Genomic DNA, 17,417 nt, shown 5'->3' with positions numbered 1-17,417 from the left:
GGTGAATCACTGAGTTTTTATTTAAAATGGCCACCGCGTTCTAATACTTCTATTTTGTAACCGTCGGGGTCGGTGATAAAGAAAAAGCGAGCTTGTGTGACACCGTTAATATCGAGCTGCTTAATATCAGCAGGATTAAATCCGGCATTTTTTAAGCGTTGGTGACAGGCTTCCAGATCCTCTACGGAAAAAGCCACATGGCCATAGGCTGTGCCGTGCTCATAGGGGGTGGTTTGGTCTTTATTAAAGGTGAGTTCAAGCTCGGCTTCGCTTTGATCGTTTCCTAAATAAACTAAAGTAAAAGTAGGAAAATCTAAGCGGTGTTTTTCTTTGAAGTTAAACGCGGTGCTGTAAAACTGGATAGCTGGATCAAGAGCGCTAACGCGAACCATTGTATGAATCAATTTGGCCATGAGTTACTCCGTAAAATTCGTTGAATCATTCCGATGATTATGGCGTGGGTTGGGTAGGAGCGGGTAATACAGGGTTGCTACATGGCGGGTAACGGTAACTAACTCGACTGTAATGAGGAAATGAGGCAGCTTGTATCAATATCCGCAATACGTTGAGCAGCGGTTAGGGTCATGGCTACACGCATCTCTTTTTCTAACAAGGATAAGACGTGACTTACCCCTTTGCCTCCAGCTGTAGCTAAAGCATAAATATAAGCACGGCCAATCATTACGGCATCCGCACCCAGGGCAAGCATCCGCACAATATCTAGTCCATTGCGTACGCCGGAGTCCACCAAAATTTTGATATCGTTTTGAATGGCCTCTGCAATATAAGGCAGGGCTTTAGCGGTGGATAACACCCCATCTAACTGTCTACCACCATGGTTGGATACCACTATGCCATCGGCTCCAAAGCGAACGGCGTCTTTAGCGTCCTCGGGGTCGAGTATGCCTTTGATAATCATAGGGCCATCCCAGAATTCACGAATCCACTCCAGATCTTGCCAGGAAATAGAGGGGTCAAAGTTGGCACCTAGCCAGCCCATGTAGTCATCTAAAGCGATGGGTTGTCCCAGATAGCGCGAAATATTTCCTAAATCGTGAGGTCTGCCATGCAGCCCCACATCCCAAGCCCAGCGCGGGTGTAAGCAGGCTTGTAGGTAACGGCGCCATTTGGCATAAGGGCCGCTCATGCCGGAGTGAGCGTCGCGGTAGCGCGCACCCGGCACAGGCATATCGACCGTAAAGACAAGGGCAGAGCAGCCAGCGGCTTTGGCACGCTCTAACACATTTTTCATAAAGCCGCGGTCTTTAAGCACATAGAGCTGAAACCACATGGGGCGCGAAATGCGTGGGGTAACTTCTTCTATAGGGCAGACCGAAACACTGGACATGGTAAAAGGGATGCCAAATTGGTCGGCAGCCTGTGCTGCTTGGATTTCGCCTCGGCGTGCATACATACCTGTTAAGCCAACAGGAGCGAGAATAACGGGTATACGTAGCTGTTCGCCAAACAGCGTGGTGCTTGTGTCTAGGGTGGACATGTCTCGCAATACCCGCTGCTTTAACGCGACTTGTGCTAAATCTTCCACATTTTTTAATAGAGTGTGTTCAGCATAGGCCCCCCCGTCAAGATAGTGAAAAAGAAAAGGGGGTAAGCGTTTTTGAGCGGCACGACGGTAGTCAGTGGAGGCAGAAATAATCATAGTAAAGGACTGATATCAGAAAGCCGATGGATACGCTGTAAGCGAGCGTCATTTTCTTCAGAGGTGCGGATAGCAGCGCGAACAAAGTCTAAATGTTGACTCATGAGGCGTTTGGCTTGATTGGCATCCCCATCAAAAATGGCTTGCATCACAGCGTGATGTTGGTTGGTTAAATGGAGCCGATTTTTTTCATCATCAAATCTAAACATGACTTGGCGGTTTTCTTTGACAGTCGAAAAAACCAAATCAAATAGCCCGCGCATAATTTGTAGTAGCACAAGATTATGAGAGGCTTCTGCAATTGCTAAATGAAATTGGGCATCAGCGCGTGCAGATTGAGCCGTATCACCATTTTGTTGGTGTTCGATCATGACATCAAAGCACGCTTGAATTTTTTGTTTGTCTTCGGGGGTGGCGCGTAGCGCAGCATACCAAGCCGTGCTGACCTCAAGGGCATGTCGAGCTTCGAGCACATCGTATCGATAGTGAGGGTCCTCGCTTAATAGGGTAGTGAGCGACCCAATGCTTTGAGTGGGCCAGGTCATAATTTCGGTTTGTACATATGTGCCGCCGCCTGGCTTAGTAATAAGCAACCCTTGGCTGTTGAGAGCTCGAATGGCCTCACGGACCGGAGAGCGTGAGACATCAAACAGTTCTGCCAAATCTCGCTCAGAGGGCAGGCGATCCCCTACGGTTAATTGCCGCTCTTGGATCAATTGTTTGATTTGATCTGCTATTTTGTCAGAAACGCGAGTGAATGTATTTTGCATAACCTACGAATAAGCCAAGTGGTAGGACCAGTTTGGTCTAATTATAAAGATAAATGGAAATTAATGGCGAATAAAGTCAGGGTTTTTGCGAATAAGCGAAATTTGGTACTACCGGTAATATGGATAGGAATTTAAGCAGTGCCTATTATTCGCTCATTCTAAGAGGGCCTTGAGATGCTTTATACCTTATTAGCCTTAGCACCTATTTTAGTGGTGTTTGTATTAATGGTTGTTATGCGGCGCTCAGCAAAATTATCGATGGGGGTGGCGTATGTAGTAACCGCCCTATTAGCGATTTTTGTCTGGAACACCCAAAGTGCCGTAGTGGGGGCAGCAACAGTAAATGGTTTGATTACAGCCATTACCTTGTTGTTTATTGTGTTTGGTGCCGTATTGTTACTTAACACACTGAAAGTGAGTGGTGCTTTGGTGGCGATTCGTCAGGGCTTTATGGATGTTTCGCCGGACCGACGCGTACAGGTCATTATTGTGGCCTGGTTGTTTGGGTCGCTGATAGAAGGTTCATCGGGATTTGGAACGCCGTCTGCAGTAGGGGCACCATTATTACTGGCCTTGGGCTTTCCTGCTATGGCTGCGGTCATGTCGGTGCTAGTTATTCAATCTACTCCGGTTTCTTTTGGGGCGGTGGGCACACCAATGCTAGTAGGGGTACGCTCAGGGATTGATAACAAAGCCGATGTTGCCGCATTAATCTCTCCGATGCAACCCATGGAGTATTTGCAGCAGATTGTAGAAAACGTGGCACTGATTCATGCACTCACAGGTGTAGCAATTCCATTGATTTTATGTGGTTTGCTGACTCGCTTTTTTGGAGCAAATCGCTCTTTTACCGAGGGTTTAAAAGCATGGAAATTTGCCTTATTCGCTGGCCTGGCATTTACGGTGCCATATTATGTGATTGCGGTGGTGTTGGGGCCCGAGTTCCCTTCTATGTTAGGGGCGTTGGTGGGCTTGGTGCTCACTGTTACAGCGGCTAAAAAAGGGTGGTTTTTACCTAAGGAAACCTTTGATTTTCCCCCTCGTGAGCAGTGGGAATCCGCTTGGCTAGGCACATTAAATATGGAGCAGGCACAAAGCACAAGTCATTTTTCTGTGATCCGTGCTTTTTCGCCCTACGTGATCGTGGTGGCACTGTTGATTGTGACACGCACTTTTCCAGCCGTTAAAGCCTTTTTAACTTCGCCTGCCGCCACATTAAAACTGACAAATATTTTTGGAACTTCTATTTCCAGCTCGGCACAGTTTTTCTACTCACCAGGATTTATTTTGATTTTAGTTTCCTTGGTGTGTATTGGTATTTTTGGGATGACTTTGCAGCAATATGGTCGTGGGGTTAAAGACTCTGTGGTCACGATGATTAGTGCTGCGCCAGCGTTGTTGTTAGCTGTTCCAATGGTTCAGGTTTTTATTAACTCAGCCGCAGCCGATGGGTCGTTAAATAGTATGCCGCTAATTTTGGCCCAAAGCGCGGCAGCAGTAGCCGGTCAAGCTTGGCCGAATTTTTCACCGTGGGTAGGGGCTTTAGGCGCTTTTATTGCTGGCTCCAATACCGTTAGTAATATGATGTTCTCTTATTTTCAGTTTTCCACTGCCCAGCAGATTGCTTTAAATATTGATCAGTCCGCTATTGTTGTTGCTTTGCAAGCAGTAGGTGGAGCGGCGGGCAATATGATTTGCGTGCATAACGTGGTGGCAGCTGGTGCGGTTGTTGGCATGATGAACCGCGAAGGGGAAATCGTACGTAAGACCTTATTGCCAATGGCTTTTTACGGGATTCAAGCCGGGTTGATCGGTCAAGCTTTAATTACTGGTCATATGGTATGGGGCGTAGCAGCCGTGGTTTGGTTAGCCGCGTTTTTGTTCATCATGTCGATGAACAAAGGTCGTGCGGTTGTTCCTATGCCTGCTTAGGGGGAGCAAAAAACGTAAAATGATAAGGGGGCATATGCCCCCTTTTTGTTATGCTGCTGGTGCTGGGCTAAAAAGCCGATCCACCAGCTCAATCCAATGCAAGACAGGAATAGGACTGGTTTCTTGAAGATGATGCTGACAGCCGATATTAGCGGTAACAATGACTGCGGGCTGGTGTGCCATAAGATGTTGTAGTTTGCGCTCTCGGAGCTGCGCGGAGAGCTTAGGCTGGAAAACCGAATATGTGCCAGCAGAGCCGCAGCATAAATGATTTTCTGCAACTGGGGTGACTTCATAGCCGAGCTGACGTAACAAGTGTTGCAGTGGCGCTTTATGGCGTAGTGCATGCTGGTAGGTGCAGGGCTCTTGAACAGCAACTCGCATGGCCTGAGGGCTATGGGGAACTTCTGAGGCTAATACCGCTTCGTAAACCACTACACTTAGGTCACAGCACAGCTCGCTAATGGTTTTAGCCTTATCGGCATAGAGCGGGTCTTCGGCAAGTAATTTATCGTAGTCTTGAACTTGTGCTCCACAACCACTTGCCGTCATGATGATTTTTTCTGCCCCTTGCTCAATATAAGGCCACCAGGCATCGATGTTTTGTTTGGCTTGTTGTTGTGCCCGTTCTAACTCTCCATTGTGCTGACGAATAGCACCACAGCATCCTGCTTCGGGGGCAGTAATAAGCTCAATACCTAAGTGATCCAAAACTCTTGTTGCGGCGATATTGGTTTGGGGAGCTAAGGCAGGTTGCACACAGCCTTGTAAGACAAGCATCTTTCTATCATGCTTTTTCGGCGAGTAGGGTTTTGGTGTAGAGCTTTGAACCTTAGCTTGCACGGATTTTGGTAGAAAAGGCTTGGCACTTTGTGCGCTGCGGTAGACCTGTTTAAATAAGGTGGGGCGAGAGATAAACTCAATTAGTGCTGTACGCTTGAGCTGTTCTGATGCAGGACGCTTAATTTTTTCATTAATGACGCGTCGTCCTAAATCAATCAGTTGTCCATATTCCACACCTGAAGGACAAGTGGTTTCACAGGCGCGACAGGTTAGGCAGCGATCGAGATGCTCTTGAGTGATGCGGCTCACTGGCTTGCCTTCGAACATCTCTTTCATCAGATAAATACGTCCGCGTGGCCCATCAAGCTCGTCACCAAGCAGTTGATAAGTGGGGCAGGTAGCATTGCAAAAACCACAATGCACGCATTTGGCAATTAAGGCTTTGGCTTGTTGTCCGATTTCTGTATGCGCAAACTCAGGGGATAAAGCGGTGTGCATTACAACTCTCCTGGATAAAGGCGTCCTGGGTTGAAAATGCCGGCAGGATCAAATTTTTGTTTTAGATTCTTTTGTAGCCGTAGTACGGGGGCAGGCAATGGATGAAAAATCTGCTGATCGTGTGGGTGACGAAAAGCGGTTGCTGTGCCCCCCTGTTTAGCGGTTTCTTCGCGTAATTGTGACGCTGGTAAATCACTCCAGAGCCAGCGTAACGCGCCACCCCACTCTATAAGCTGGGGTAGGTCTTGGAGAAAGGCTGGGCTTGTTGAGGGAACAGATAGCCGCCAAAGCGTATGGGTTGAGGGAGCGTTTTGGAAAAAAGCATGCTGCTGTTCCCGTAGTTGTTTCCAAAAATCGTCGGCGAGTTCGGGAGCGAGACGTTCTCCACCAATGGTTTTGATGCCCTCGGTAATGGCGTTATTGGCACCGGCTAAGCGTATATAGAGCTGGTGATCGTGCCACGCACTGGCGCTGATGGGTAGCGGTTGAGCGCTAAGTTGATTGATCAGGGTAAGTGCTTGATCTTGGGCTAGGTCAAGACGGAGTGTGACTTGTTTTGCTGGAATGGGTAAGACTTTGATGGAGAGTTGGGTGATGACACCGAGCGTACCTAGGCTTCCGCAAAGCAGCCGTGATACATCATAACCTGCCACGTTTTTCATGACTTGACCGCCAAAGCGTAAATAGTCTCCGCGCCCATCGAGCAGGTGTACGCCGAGCACAAAATCTTGGACTGCACCAGCGTAAGCGCGTCTCGGACCTGCTAAGCCGGCTGCTACACAGCCTGCTATGGTGGCAGTATCAGCAAAATAAGGGGGCTCAAATGGTAAATATTGATGATGTTCAGCTAAAGCTTGTTCTATGTCGTGGAGTCGTGTGCCGCCATTGACGGTGATGACCAGCTCAGAGGGCTCATACGATAAAATGCCTGTGTTTTCATGTAGGTGGAAAACTTCACCAGCAGTTGGATGCCCGTAAAACGCTTTGCTGCCGCTACCTTGTAGTTGCAAGGGGCGTTTTTCAGCCGCAGCGTGTTTAATACGATCAGACCAAGCGGAAATGAGCGGGGAGTTCATGCGTGCTCCTAATTAAAAACGAGGAATATCAGCAAAAGGCAGTTGGCCTTGGTGTACATGCATATGCCCGAACTCGGCACAGCGGTTTAGGGTAGGGATGGCTTTGCCTGGGTTTAACAAGCCCGCAGGATCAAAAGCATGTTTTATAGCAAAAAAGAGGTGGCGTTCTAGCTCATTAAACTGCACACACATTTGGTCAATTTTTTCTAAGCCAACCCCATGCTCACCGGTGATAGTGCCACCGAGGGCTACCGATAGCTCTAAAATTTCCCCACCAAACTGCTTGGCTTTTTCACGCTGCTCTGCTTGGCTGCCATCATAGAGTACTAGTGGATGTAAATTACCATCGCCTGCATGGAAAACGTTTAAACAGCGTAAGCCGTATTTTTCTTCCATGTCTTGAATAGCGGTGAGCATTTCTCCTAGGCGTTTACGTGGAATGGTGCCGTCCATGCAAAGATAATCAGGTGAAATACGTCCTGCTGCTGGGAAAGCGGATTTTCGCCCTGCCCAAAACAAAGCGCGCTCTTGTTCACTTTGCGAAACACGTAGTTCGGTTGCTCCGGCTTGTCGTAAAACGCGCTCTATGTGTTCAATTTCTTCGGCGACTTCTTCCGGTGTGCCGTCTGACTCGCAAATCAACATGGCTTTGGCATCGAGCGGGTAGCCGGCATTGACAAAGGCTTCTGCAGCGATGGTAGCGGGCTGGTCCATCATCTCTAAGCCTGCTGGAATAATACCGGCAGCAATAATGGCGGCTACCGCATCACTGGCTTTGACCACATCATCAAAACTGGCTAAGACACATTGTGCAAATTGGGGTGTTGGAGTGAGCTTGAGGGTGATTTCTGTTGCCACCGCTAGCATGCCCTCAGAACCAATAATGAGTGATAGCAGGTCATAACCTGGCACATCGAGAGCATGGCTGCCGACTTCGATGATGTCACCATCAATCGTGACGGCACGGATGCGCAGCACATTATGAACGGTAAGACCGTATTTAAGGCAGTGAACGCCGCCGGCATTTTCTGCAATGTTGCCACCAATAGTGCAAGCGATTTGTGAGGAGGGGTCAGGAGCGTAATACAACCCATAGGGGGCGGTGGCTTCGGAGACAGCAAGGTTACGAATGCCGGGCTGAACGATGGCGACGCGAGCGGCCTGATCAATCTTGAGGATTTGATTCATTTTCGCCAGAGATAAGATCACCCCATGAGGATGTGGAATAGCGCCACCCGATAAGCCTGTGCCTGCACCTCGTGCTACCACCGGCACCCCAAGTTGTGAGCAGGTTTTTAGGGTTGTGACAACTTCGGCTTCGGTAGTTGGCATGACCACAGCAAGAGGGACCTGCGTTTCTAGAGTAAAGCCATCACATTCATAGGGCTTTAGTTGCTCTTTTGTTGACAGAATAGTGGTTGTGGGTAAAGCCTGTTGTAAGGATTGAATCACATGACTCGCATCGATATGCGAAAAATCTTGATCTTCGCGAGCAAAGTCTAATAAGGGATGAGAGCTCCCCATAATTACCTCCTTTTCGTTAAGCCATTAGCGCACGGTATTTGTGTGGCGATGGGCTAGGCGTTGGTGTACATAATCCAAATGATGAATGGCGGCAGCCTGAGCCTGCTGGGCGTCGCCTTGTAAAATGGCATCAAGTAAAGCTCGATGCTGCAAAGTAAGCTGGTCCGAAGCAAAACAAGAGCTTTCATGTAAAGCGGATTGGCGATTTTTTTCCACATTTGAGAGTAGGTGTTGAAAAAAGCCGCGCATAATTTGCACAAAAACTACATTGTGTGAAGCTTCGGCAATGGCAAGATGAAAGTGGGCATCCGCGATAGCAGCTTGTTGATGCTGCGCGGTTTGTTGCAATGCTTCTATCGCGTCCAGGCACTGTTTAAGCCTTTGTTTGTCTTCATCGGTAGCGCGTAAGGCGGCATGCCAAGCGGTGCTGGCTTCGATAATTTGCCGTGCCTCGATAATATGTTGTTGATAGGAAGCAGTAGAGGGATCAAGCGCGTGATGGGAGTGATGAAATTGCTCTGTGACATAGCTGCCGCCCCCATGTTTGGTGGTAAGCCATTGGCGGCTAGCGAGGGTGCGTATCGCTTCGCGAATTGCGGGGCGTGAGACACCAAATTGTGTCGCTAAGGATCGCTCAGAGGGCAGGCGGTCACCTGCTTGTAAGCCATGTTCTTGGACTAGGGCAATGAGTTTTTCAAGGATTAGATCAGAAAGCCGCATAACAGTTTTGGTTTGACCAGTTAAGGTGTTGTTTACTGTATATGGCTATGGGCAAATGGTAAAGTTAGGGTAATCGCCAGTTTTAGGCAAAACTGGTCAGACCAAAATGGCGGGGGTAAAAAAAAGCGGCTGGTAGTGAGCCGCTTTAGAAAGAAAAGGAAGGGGTTAGTTAATTTGTTCAGCTGCCTCAAGCACAGCAACCGCTGTCATATTGACAATACGGCGTGTGGTAGCGCTAGTGGTTAAAATATGAACAGGTCGGGCTGCTCCTAAAAGGATAGGACCCATTGCTACGCCATTGCTCCCTGCCATTTTTAACACGTTATAAGTAATATTACCGGCGTCTAGGTTAGGCGTAATGAGTAGGTTAGCAGGCGCTTTTAGAGTAGAGTCAGGGTGCGCTTTAAAGCGGATACGGTTGGAAAGCGCCGAGTCCGCATGCATTTCCCCATCAATTTCTAGCTCTGGGGCGCGCTCTGTAATAATTTCAAGCGCTTTGGCCATTTTACGCGAAGATGCTGTAGAGCGGCTTCCAAAATTCGAGTGGGAAAGTAGAGCAACCCGTGGTACGAGCCCAAAATGACGCACTTTTTCGGCGGCCATCAGCGTGATATCGGCAATTTCTTCTGCGGTTGGGTTTTCGTTTACATGCGTATCGCAGACGAAAATATTTTGTGTAGGCAGCATGAGCACATTCATGGCGGCAAATACGGAAGCATCCTCTTTGCGGCCAATAATGTCTTCGATATGGGCAAGCTGATGATAAAAGCGTGTCGTGACGCCACAAATCATAGCATCGGCATCACCTCGGCGCATGAGCATCGCCCCAATTAAGGTATTGTGCTTACGAACCAGTGCTTTAGCGACATCAGGAGTTACACCTTGGCGCCCTTTGAGCTGATAGTAGGCCTGCCACGTTTCGTTATAGCGGTAATCGTCTTCAGGGTCGACAATTTCAAAATTGAGCCCAGCTTGTAAGCGTAGACCATAGCGTTTGATACGCATTTCGATCACAGCAGGACGCCCAATTAATATCGGATAAGCGATCTTTTCGTCCACAACCGTTTGCGCCGCGCGAAGAACGCGTTCGTCCTCACCGTCGGCGTAAATCACACGTTTGAGTTGCGTGATTTCTTTAGCTTGCTTAAAAAGCGGCCGCATTAACGCCCCAGAACGATACGTCATGGCGATTAAGCGCTGTCGATAAGCCTCAAGGTCTTCGATAGGGCGACTGGCTACGCCTGAATCCATGGCGGCTTTGGCCACAGCAGGAGCAATACGAGAAATCAAACGCGGATCAAAGGGCTTGGGGATAATATACTCGGGACCAAAACCTAAATCGCTATCGCTATCGCTATTGACGTCGTCGTACTGTTCTTCTTGGGCAAGCTCAGCAATAGCGTAGACGCAGGCCTGTTTCATGGCTTCGTTAATTTCGGTTGCGCCACAGTCAAGAGCACCACGGAAAATAAAGGGAAAGCATAAAACATTATTGACTTGGTTTGGGTAGTCGGAACGACCCGTAGCGATTACCACATCAGCACGGGTAGCTTTAGCGACCTCTGGGCGGATCTCTGGTTCGGGGTTAGCTAAAGCTAAAACCAAGGGGCGCTCGTTCATGCTCAGAAGCATTTCGGGTGTAAGTAAACCGGGTGCAGAGCAACCTAAGAAAATATCAGCACCTGCGGTCGCATCCGCTAGGGTACGAAACGGCGTGTCTTGAGCAAACTGGGCTTTGTTAGGCTCCATGTTGGGCTCGCGACCCTGCCAGATAATGCCGCGAGAGTCTGCGACATAAATGTTTTCTTTGGGCATGCCCAAGTTCACGAGCAGGTTTAAGCAAGCGATAGCGGCGGCGCCAGCGCCAGAACAGACAAGGCGAACCTCGTCGATGTTTTTGTTAACAACCTTTAGGCCGTTTAAGATCGCAGCCGAAGCAATGATTGCCGTACCATGTTGATCATCATGGAACACGGGGATTTTCATGCGCTTTCGTAGCTCTTGTTCAATATAAAAGCATTCGGGAGCCTTGATGTCTTCAAGGTTAATGCCGCCTAGTGTGGGCTCCATGGCCGCAATAATATCCACCAGTTTTTCTGGATCATTTTCGGCAAGCTCAATATCAAATACATCAATGCCTGCAAATTTTTTGAACAGGCAGCCCTTGCCCTCCATGACGGGTTTAGAAGCAAGTGGGCCAATATTGCCTAATCCTAGAACGGCAGTACCGTTACTGATCACCCCCACGAGATTGGCTCGAGATGTGTATTTAGCGGCCGCCTCGTCGCCTTCTTCGTGAATGGCCATGCAGGCGAAGGCAACCCCGGGAGAATAGGCCAAGGAAAGGTCGTCCGCATCGGCTAATGTTTTAGTGGGAACTACAGAAATTTTACCTGGGGTGGGTTGTGCGTGATATTCCAACGCGCGTTTTGCCAGATCAGCTTTGGCGTCCATCGTGGGTGTGCTCCTGAGATAAATCGAATGAATGGCAACATTTTAACCTGTCCACACAGTGAATGTGGGGAGTCTACTGTTATAACTTGAAATTCGGGTAGGCGCATGTCGCATTGCAGCAAAAAAGAATGCATGACTAGTTCAAATAATTGAGGGGTTTTTAGGCATACGTAAATGTTTGTAAATGCCAACATTTACGCATGAATACAATGATTTAAGTTTGCTAAGATGCAAGGAAGCCTACAGAGGGGTATACTGAGTGATATCGCTGTGAAAGGCGTCTTACGTTGCCTTCTGCTCCGCTATCCGCTAACCGGTGAAGCCGTGTCGCGGAAGGTTTTCCTGCATCTCAGCATGGATGAAACATCCATATAGGTGAAGCGTTATTACTATGTCATCGCAAATTGAACTGCAAAATAACTCGTATCTCTACGGCTCGAATGCCGCCTATGTAGAGGAACTATACGAGATGTACCTAGACAATCCGTCTTCAGTAGCACCTGAATGGCGCGATTATTTTGATCAACTCCAACATCTGCCTGCTACAGATGGCAAAGAGGCAACGCGCGATCAAGCGCATAGCCCGATTATTCAATCCTTTGCAGAGCGTGCTAAAGCCAATGCTTTAGCTGTGCGCGCCGCCGCTCCTGACTTGTCTATGGCAATGAAACAGGTGTCGGTGCAGTCGCTGATTGCTGCTTATCGTTCTTTGGGCGCACGTATCGCAACCTTAGACCCTTTAAAACGCAGTGAGCGTCCTGAATACGCAGAACTCGATCCTGCTTTTTATGGTTTAACCGAAGCCGATTTGGATCAGGTGTATTCGGCAACCAATACGTATTTTACTAAATCCGACACCATGACCTTGCGCGATATGCTCAAGGCCTTACGTGACACGTATTGTCAAACCATTGGTGCGGAATTTATGCATATTTCGGATCCCGTTGCTAAACGTTGGATCCAAGAGCGTCTAGAGTCCGTGCATGGGCGCATGGATTTTACCGCTGATGAAAAGCGCAATATCCTACAACAGCTGACCGAGGCCGAGGGGTTAGAGCGTTATTTACACACTAAATACGTGGGGCAAAAGCGTTTCTCCCTCGAGGGCGGGGAAAGCTTTATTGCTTGTATGGACGAAGTCGTTAACCATGCCAGCGATTTAGGTGTGCAAGAAATCATTGTTGGGATGGCTCACCGTGGGCGCTTGAATATGCTCGTGAACATCATGGGCAAGATGCCTGCAGACCTGTTCGCCGAGTTCGAGGGTAAGCACGCCGACAACCTTACGGACGGGGACGTGAAATACCATAATGGTTTTTCTAGCGATCTGTCTGCGCGTGGTGGTCCTGTTCACTTGTCCTTGGCTTTTAACCCTTCTCATTTGGAAATTGTTAACCCGGTTGTCGAGGGCAGCACCCGTGCGCGTCAAGATCGCCGTGGTGATACCACTGGCGAATGCGTTTTACCGGTGCTCGTACATGGGGACGCCGCCTTTGCGGGCCAGGGCGTGGTAATGGAAACCCTTAACCTAGCGCAAACGCGTGGTTATGGTACAGGTGGTACGGTGCACATTGTTATTAACAACCAAATTGGTTTTACTACGTCTGATCCGCGTGATGCGCGTTCGACCTTGTATTGTACCGATGTGGTAAAAATGATCGAAGCTCCGGTATTCCACGTTAATGCCGATGACCCCGAAGCCGTGGCCTTTGTGACGCGCTTGGCTTTAGATTACCGTAAAAAATTCCGTCATGATGTGGTGATTGACCTAGTGTGTTACCGCAAACTGGGTCACAACGAGCAAGACACTCCCTCGTTGACACAGCCTTTGATGTACAAAGCTGTTGCTCAACACCCTGGTACTCGTAAACTCTATGCCGATAAGCTAGTGGCCCAAGGGGTACTTAGCGCCGAAGAGCCGGACGAAATGGTAAAAGCCTACCGTCAGCTAATGGAAGACGGGCAGCGTACCGTAGAGCCCGTGTTAACCGACTACAAAAACAAATACGCCACAGATTGGACACCTTTCTTAAATGCCAAATGGACGGATCATGCCGATACAGGGATGCCGTTGGCAGAGCTTACGCGTATTGGTGAAAAGATCACGACCGTGCCCGACGGTTTTAATGTTCATCCTTTAGTCAAGCGCATGCTGAACGATCGCCGTGCGATGGCTCGTGGTGAAATGAATGTTGATTGGGGTATGGGCGAGCATTTAGCTTTTGCAACATTGGTTGCCAATGGCTATGCAGTACGTATTACCGGTCAAGACTCCGGGCGTGGTACTTTTGTACACCGTCATGCGGTGCTTCACGATCAAGACCGCGAGCGTTGGGACGATGGTACTTATATCCCATTGCAAAACGTAGCCGAAAACCAAGCACCCTTTACTGTGATTGACTCGGTCCTCTCCGAAGAGGCCGTTTTGGCATTTGAGTACGGTTATGCCTCCGCTGAGCCTAACGTACTCACCATCTGGGAAGCGCAGTTTGGGGACTTTGTGAACGGTGCCCAAGTCGTTATTGACCAGTTTATTACCTCTGGCGAAGCCAAATGGGGGCGTCATTGTGGCTTGACCATGATGCTGCCGCATGGGTACGAAGGTCAGGGTCCGGAACACTCTTCGGCTCGTATCGAGCGTTTCTTACAGTTATGTGCGGATAATAATATTCAGGTCATTCAGCCAACAACCGGTGCGCAGATTTTCCACGTATTGCGCCGCCAGATGCTGCGTCCTTTCCGTAAGCCTCTTGTGTTGTTGACGCCCAAATCCCTATTGCGTAACAAAGCGGCCACCTCTCCATTGGTTGAGCTTGCCGAAGGGCGTTTTATGCCCGTAATTGGTGAAACCAATGATGCCATCAAAGCAGAAAACGTCAAACGTGTACTCGTTTGTTCTGGAAAGGTTTATTACGACTTAGTTAATGCACGTACGGAGCGTGAGCGCGAAGACGTTGCTATTGTTCGTATTGAACAGCTTTATCCATTTGCCCATAAAGCATTCCAAGAGGAACTACGTAAGTACAGCAATGCGACAGAAATCGTATGGGTACAAGACGAGCCTCAAAACCAAGGGCCTTGGTTCTATATTCAGCATCACTTAGTTGAAAATATGACCCCGAATCAAAAGCTAAGCTATGCGGGTCGTGCGGCTTCGGCTTCGCCCGCGGTAGGTTATTTGGCTAAGCACATTGAGCAGCAAAAAGCATTGATTGAGCAGGCCTATGCGGAAAACATCAAAGGCTTTTCGTTATCCAAATAACGCATAACTGATTACAGAACATATATTTATTACACGGAAACTATTATGGCTATTATTGAAATTCTTGTTCCCGAGCTGTCCGAGTCCGTCTCCGAGGCCACCTTGCTCGAGTGGAAAAAACAACCTGGCGAAGCCGTTGAGCAAGACGAGATTTTAATCGACGTGGAAACCGATAAGGTTGTGCTAGAAGTGCCTGCTCCTTCTGCAGGGGTATTGGTTGAGATTGTAAAAGGCGATGGCAGCACTGTGACAGCCGGCGAGGTTTTAGCTCGTATTGACACAGAAGCCAAAGCCACGGCCGCTGCTCCAGCTGCCGAAGAAAAAGCAGCGCCGGCTGAGCCCGCTGCCACAGCATCGGGCACGACGGTGACAGCCGCTTCACCCGCCGCAAGCAAAATCCTTGCTGAGAAAGGTCTTGATGTGACCGCAGTCGAAGGCACAGGTCGTGATGGGCGTGTGACTAAAGCAGACGCCATGGCCGCTCAGGCCGGTGGTGCCGCTAAACCCGCCGCAGCGGCACCTGCTCCAGCCTCTTTATCTTTAGATGGTCGCCCTGAGCAGCGTGTACCTATGAGCCGCTTGCGTGCTCGCGTCGCCGAGCGTTTGCTACAGTCCCAGCAAGAAAATGCGATTTTGACGACCTTTAACGAAGTCAACATGCAAGCCATTATGGACTTGCGCAAGCAGTACAAAGACACTTTTGAAAAAGAGCATGGCGTCAAACTAGGCTTTATGTCTTTCTTTGTTAAAGCCGCTGTTGCTGCTCTCAAAAAATACCCCATCTTGAATGCATCGGTAGATGGTAAAGACATTATTTACCACGGTTACTTTGATATCGGGATTGCAGTAGGTAGTCCACGTGGTCTAGTGGTACCGATTTTGCGTAATGCGGATCAAATGTCAATTGCTGAAATTGAAAAGCAAATCGCAGATTACGGTCGTCGAGCCCAAGACGGTAAGCTCACACTCGAAGAGCTAACAGGGGGGACTTTCTCCATTTCTAATGGTGGGGTGTTTGGCTCCATGCTATCCACACCGATCATTAACCCACCTCAGTCTGCCATTCTTGGTATTCACGCAACCAAAGAGCGCCCAGTGGTGGAAAATGGTCAGATTGTGATTCGTCCTATGAACTACTTGGCGATGTCTTATGACCACCGCATTATTGATGGTCGCGAAGCGGTATTGGGTCTAGTGGCAATGAAAGAAGCCCTAGAAGATCCACAACGTTTATTGTTAGATCTGTAATAAGGAACGCATCATGGCAAAAAATTTTGATGTAGTTGTCATTGGTGCGGGCCCCGGCGGCTATATTGCCGCCATTCGCGCCGCACAATTAGGCCTGTCTGTGGCTTGCGTTGACGCCTGGTCGGATCAGGATGGCAAAGCTGCTCCTGGTGGTACCTGCACAAACGTGGGTTGTATCCCCTCAAAGGCGTTGCTGCAATCTTCTGAGCATTACGAGCAAGCCGAAAAGCATTTCGAGGATCACGGTATCAAAGTAAAAGGCTTAGAGCTTAAACTGGATACCTTGCTAGGCCGTAAAGATAAGGTCGTTAAAGAAAATAACCAAGGCATTTTGTTCTTGTTTAAAAAGAACAAAGTAACCTTCTTTCATGGCACGGCTTCTTTCCAAGCCAAGGTCGATGCAGGCTGGTCTATTCGTGTTGATGGTAAAGAGGCAGAAGACCTTATCGCCAAACATGTGGTGGTAGCCACAGGTTCTTCGGCACGCGAATTACCCGGTGTGCCTTTTGATGAAGAGTTAATTCTCTCCAATGATGGGGCGCTACGCCTTAAAGACGTACCCAAAAAACTGGGTGTGATTGGTGCGGGCGTGATTGGCTTAGAGCTTGGCAGCGTCTGGCGTCGCTTAGGTGCAGAGGTCACTATTTTTGAGGGTGCGCCTGAGTTCCTTGCTGCGGCTGACCGAGACGTAGCCAAAGAAGCTTTCTCCGCATTGACGAAGCAGGGCTTGGATATTCAGCTAGGTGTCAAAGTGGACGAGGTTGAGACCTCTGGTAAAAAAGTCAAAGTAGAATACAAGGATGCGTCGGATAAAGAGCACAAAGCCGAATTCGACCGTTTAATTGTATCCATTGGGCGAGTACCTAATACAGCTGGCTTAGGTGCGGAAACCGTGGGCTTAAAATTGGATGAGCGTGGCTTTATCGAGGTTGATGATGACTGCCTCACAAACCTGCCTAATGTTTGGGCTGTAGGGGATGTGGTGCGTGGCCCGATGTTGGCGCACAAGGCCGAAGACGAGGGTGTCGCTGTAGCGGAACGCATTGCCGGTCAGCAGCCACATGTTAACTTTGATACCATTCCTTGGGTGATTTACACCTCGCCAGAAATGGCATGGGTTGGTAAAACAGAGCAAGAGCTGAAAAAAGAGGGGCGCGATTACCGTGCGGGTAAATTCCCCTTTATGGCCAATGGCCGTGCTCGTGCTTTGGGTAACACCACTGGTTTTGTTAAGATCCTGGCAGATGCAAAAACAGACGAGGTCTTAGGTGTCCATATCGTAGGGCCAACCGCTTCGGAATTAATCGCTGAGGCCGTTGTCATTATGGAATTCCGTGGGGCGGCCGAGGACATTGCTCGTATTTGTCATGCTCACCCGACCTTATCGGAAGCCATGAAAGAAGCCGCTTTAGCGGTAGACAAACGCGCACTTAACTTCTAATCAAGTCCAAGGTAGCACAAAAAGGGGCGACAACTGTCAGCCCCTTTTT

Annotated in this window: 12 protein-coding genes; 4 read left to right on the top strand and 8 right to left on the bottom strand. The window is 48.9% G+C overall.

Annotation, left to right across the window (positions count from 1 at the left end; translation table 11 throughout):
- Positions 1–17: 17 nt before the first annotated feature.
- From ABD980_RS04950 to lldR, 3 genes are all read right to left on the bottom strand, one after another.
- Positions 18–413, bottom strand: coding sequence for a VOC family protein (locus ABD980_RS04950; protein WP_345370036.1), 396 nt, complete (start codon positions 411–413; stop codon positions 18–20).
- Between the two features lie 98 nt (positions 414–511).
- A complete protein-coding gene (lldD, locus tag ABD980_RS04945; protein ID WP_345370034.1) occupies positions 512–1,660 on the bottom strand; it encodes an FMN-dependent L-lactate dehydrogenase LldD in 1,149 nt (382 codons plus the stop codon).
- Complete coding sequence (gene lldR / locus ABD980_RS04940) at positions 1,657–2,430, bottom strand: transcriptional regulator LldR (protein WP_260649061.1); 774 nt, start codon at positions 2,428–2,430, stop codon at positions 1,657–1,659. The genes lldD and lldR overlap by 4 nt, the downstream gene beginning before the upstream one ends.
- Before the next feature lie 174 nt (positions 2,431–2,604).
- Here lldR and ABD980_RS04935 point away from each other — a divergent pair, with 174 nt between their 5' ends.
- On the top strand, positions 2,605–4,362 hold the full coding sequence (locus tag ABD980_RS04935) for an L-lactate permease (RefSeq protein WP_300646708.1): 1,758 nt from the start codon (positions 2,605–2,607) through the stop codon (positions 4,360–4,362).
- 48 nt (positions 4,363–4,410) lie between these two features.
- Here the strand turns inward: ABD980_RS04935 and glcF are convergent, their stop codons facing one another.
- The 5 genes from glcF to ABD980_RS04910 all read right to left on the bottom strand — a co-directional run bounded on the left by glcF (position 4,411) and on the right by ABD980_RS04910 (position 11,417).
- Positions 4,411–5,643 carry a glycolate oxidase subunit GlcF gene (gene glcF, locus ABD980_RS04930; RefSeq protein ID WP_345370030.1) on the bottom strand — a complete coding sequence of 411 codons (1,233 nt, stop codon included), beginning with the start codon at positions 5,641–5,643 and terminating at the stop codon, positions 4,411–4,413.
- The gene (gene glcE, locus ABD980_RS04925) at positions 5,643–6,719 is read right to left on the bottom strand and encodes a glycolate oxidase subunit GlcE (protein WP_345370028.1); all 1,077 of its coding nucleotides are present in this window, start codon (positions 6,717–6,719) and stop codon (positions 5,643–5,645) included. Before glcE ends, glcF begins: the two co-directional genes overlap by 1 nt.
- Before the next feature lie 12 nt (positions 6,720–6,731).
- On the bottom strand, positions 6,732–8,243 hold the full coding sequence (locus ABD980_RS04920; RefSeq protein ID WP_260649057.1) for an FAD-linked oxidase C-terminal domain-containing protein: 1,512 nt from the start codon (positions 8,241–8,243) through the stop codon (positions 6,732–6,734).
- 24 nt (positions 8,244–8,267) lie between these two features.
- Complete coding sequence (locus ABD980_RS04915; protein WP_345370026.1) at positions 8,268–8,963, bottom strand: FCD domain-containing protein; 696 nt, start codon at positions 8,961–8,963, stop codon at positions 8,268–8,270.
- Positions 8,964–9,128: 165 nt separating this feature from the next.
- Positions 9,129–11,417 (bottom strand): phosphate acyltransferase, encoded by a 2,289-nt coding sequence (locus ABD980_RS04910; RefSeq protein WP_260649055.1) that lies wholly within the window; start codon positions 11,415–11,417, stop codon positions 9,129–9,131.
- 391 nt (positions 11,418–11,808) lie between these two features.
- On the opposite strand from ABD980_RS04910, the gene ABD980_RS04905 reads away from it, so the two are divergent.
- The 3 genes from ABD980_RS04905 to lpdA are packed head-to-tail and all read left to right on the top strand — an operon-like array spanning position 11,809 to position 17,368.
- Positions 11,809–14,679: a 2-oxoglutarate dehydrogenase E1 component gene (locus tag ABD980_RS04905; RefSeq protein WP_345370023.1), complete on the top strand. Its 2,871-nt coding sequence runs from the start codon at positions 11,809–11,811 to the stop codon at positions 14,677–14,679.
- A gap of 45 nt (positions 14,680–14,724) precedes the next feature.
- Positions 14,725–15,927, top strand: a complete 1,203-nt coding sequence (gene odhB / locus ABD980_RS04900) for a 2-oxoglutarate dehydrogenase complex dihydrolipoyllysine-residue succinyltransferase (RefSeq protein WP_345370021.1) — start codon at positions 14,725–14,727, stop codon at positions 15,925–15,927.
- 13 nt (positions 15,928–15,940) lie between these two features.
- Positions 15,941–17,368, top strand: a complete 1,428-nt coding sequence (gene lpdA, locus ABD980_RS04895) for a dihydrolipoyl dehydrogenase (RefSeq protein WP_260649052.1) — start codon at positions 15,941–15,943, stop codon at positions 17,366–17,368.
- The last annotated feature ends 49 nt before the right edge of the window (positions 17,369–17,417 follow it).

Origin of the sequence: Paenalcaligenes hermetiae (assembly GCF_039543645.1) — a bacterium.
GTDB lineage: Bacteria > Pseudomonadota > Gammaproteobacteria > Burkholderiales > Burkholderiaceae_B > Paenalcaligenes > Paenalcaligenes hermetiae.
This window is presented reverse-complemented; position numbering and strand designations above follow the sequence as displayed.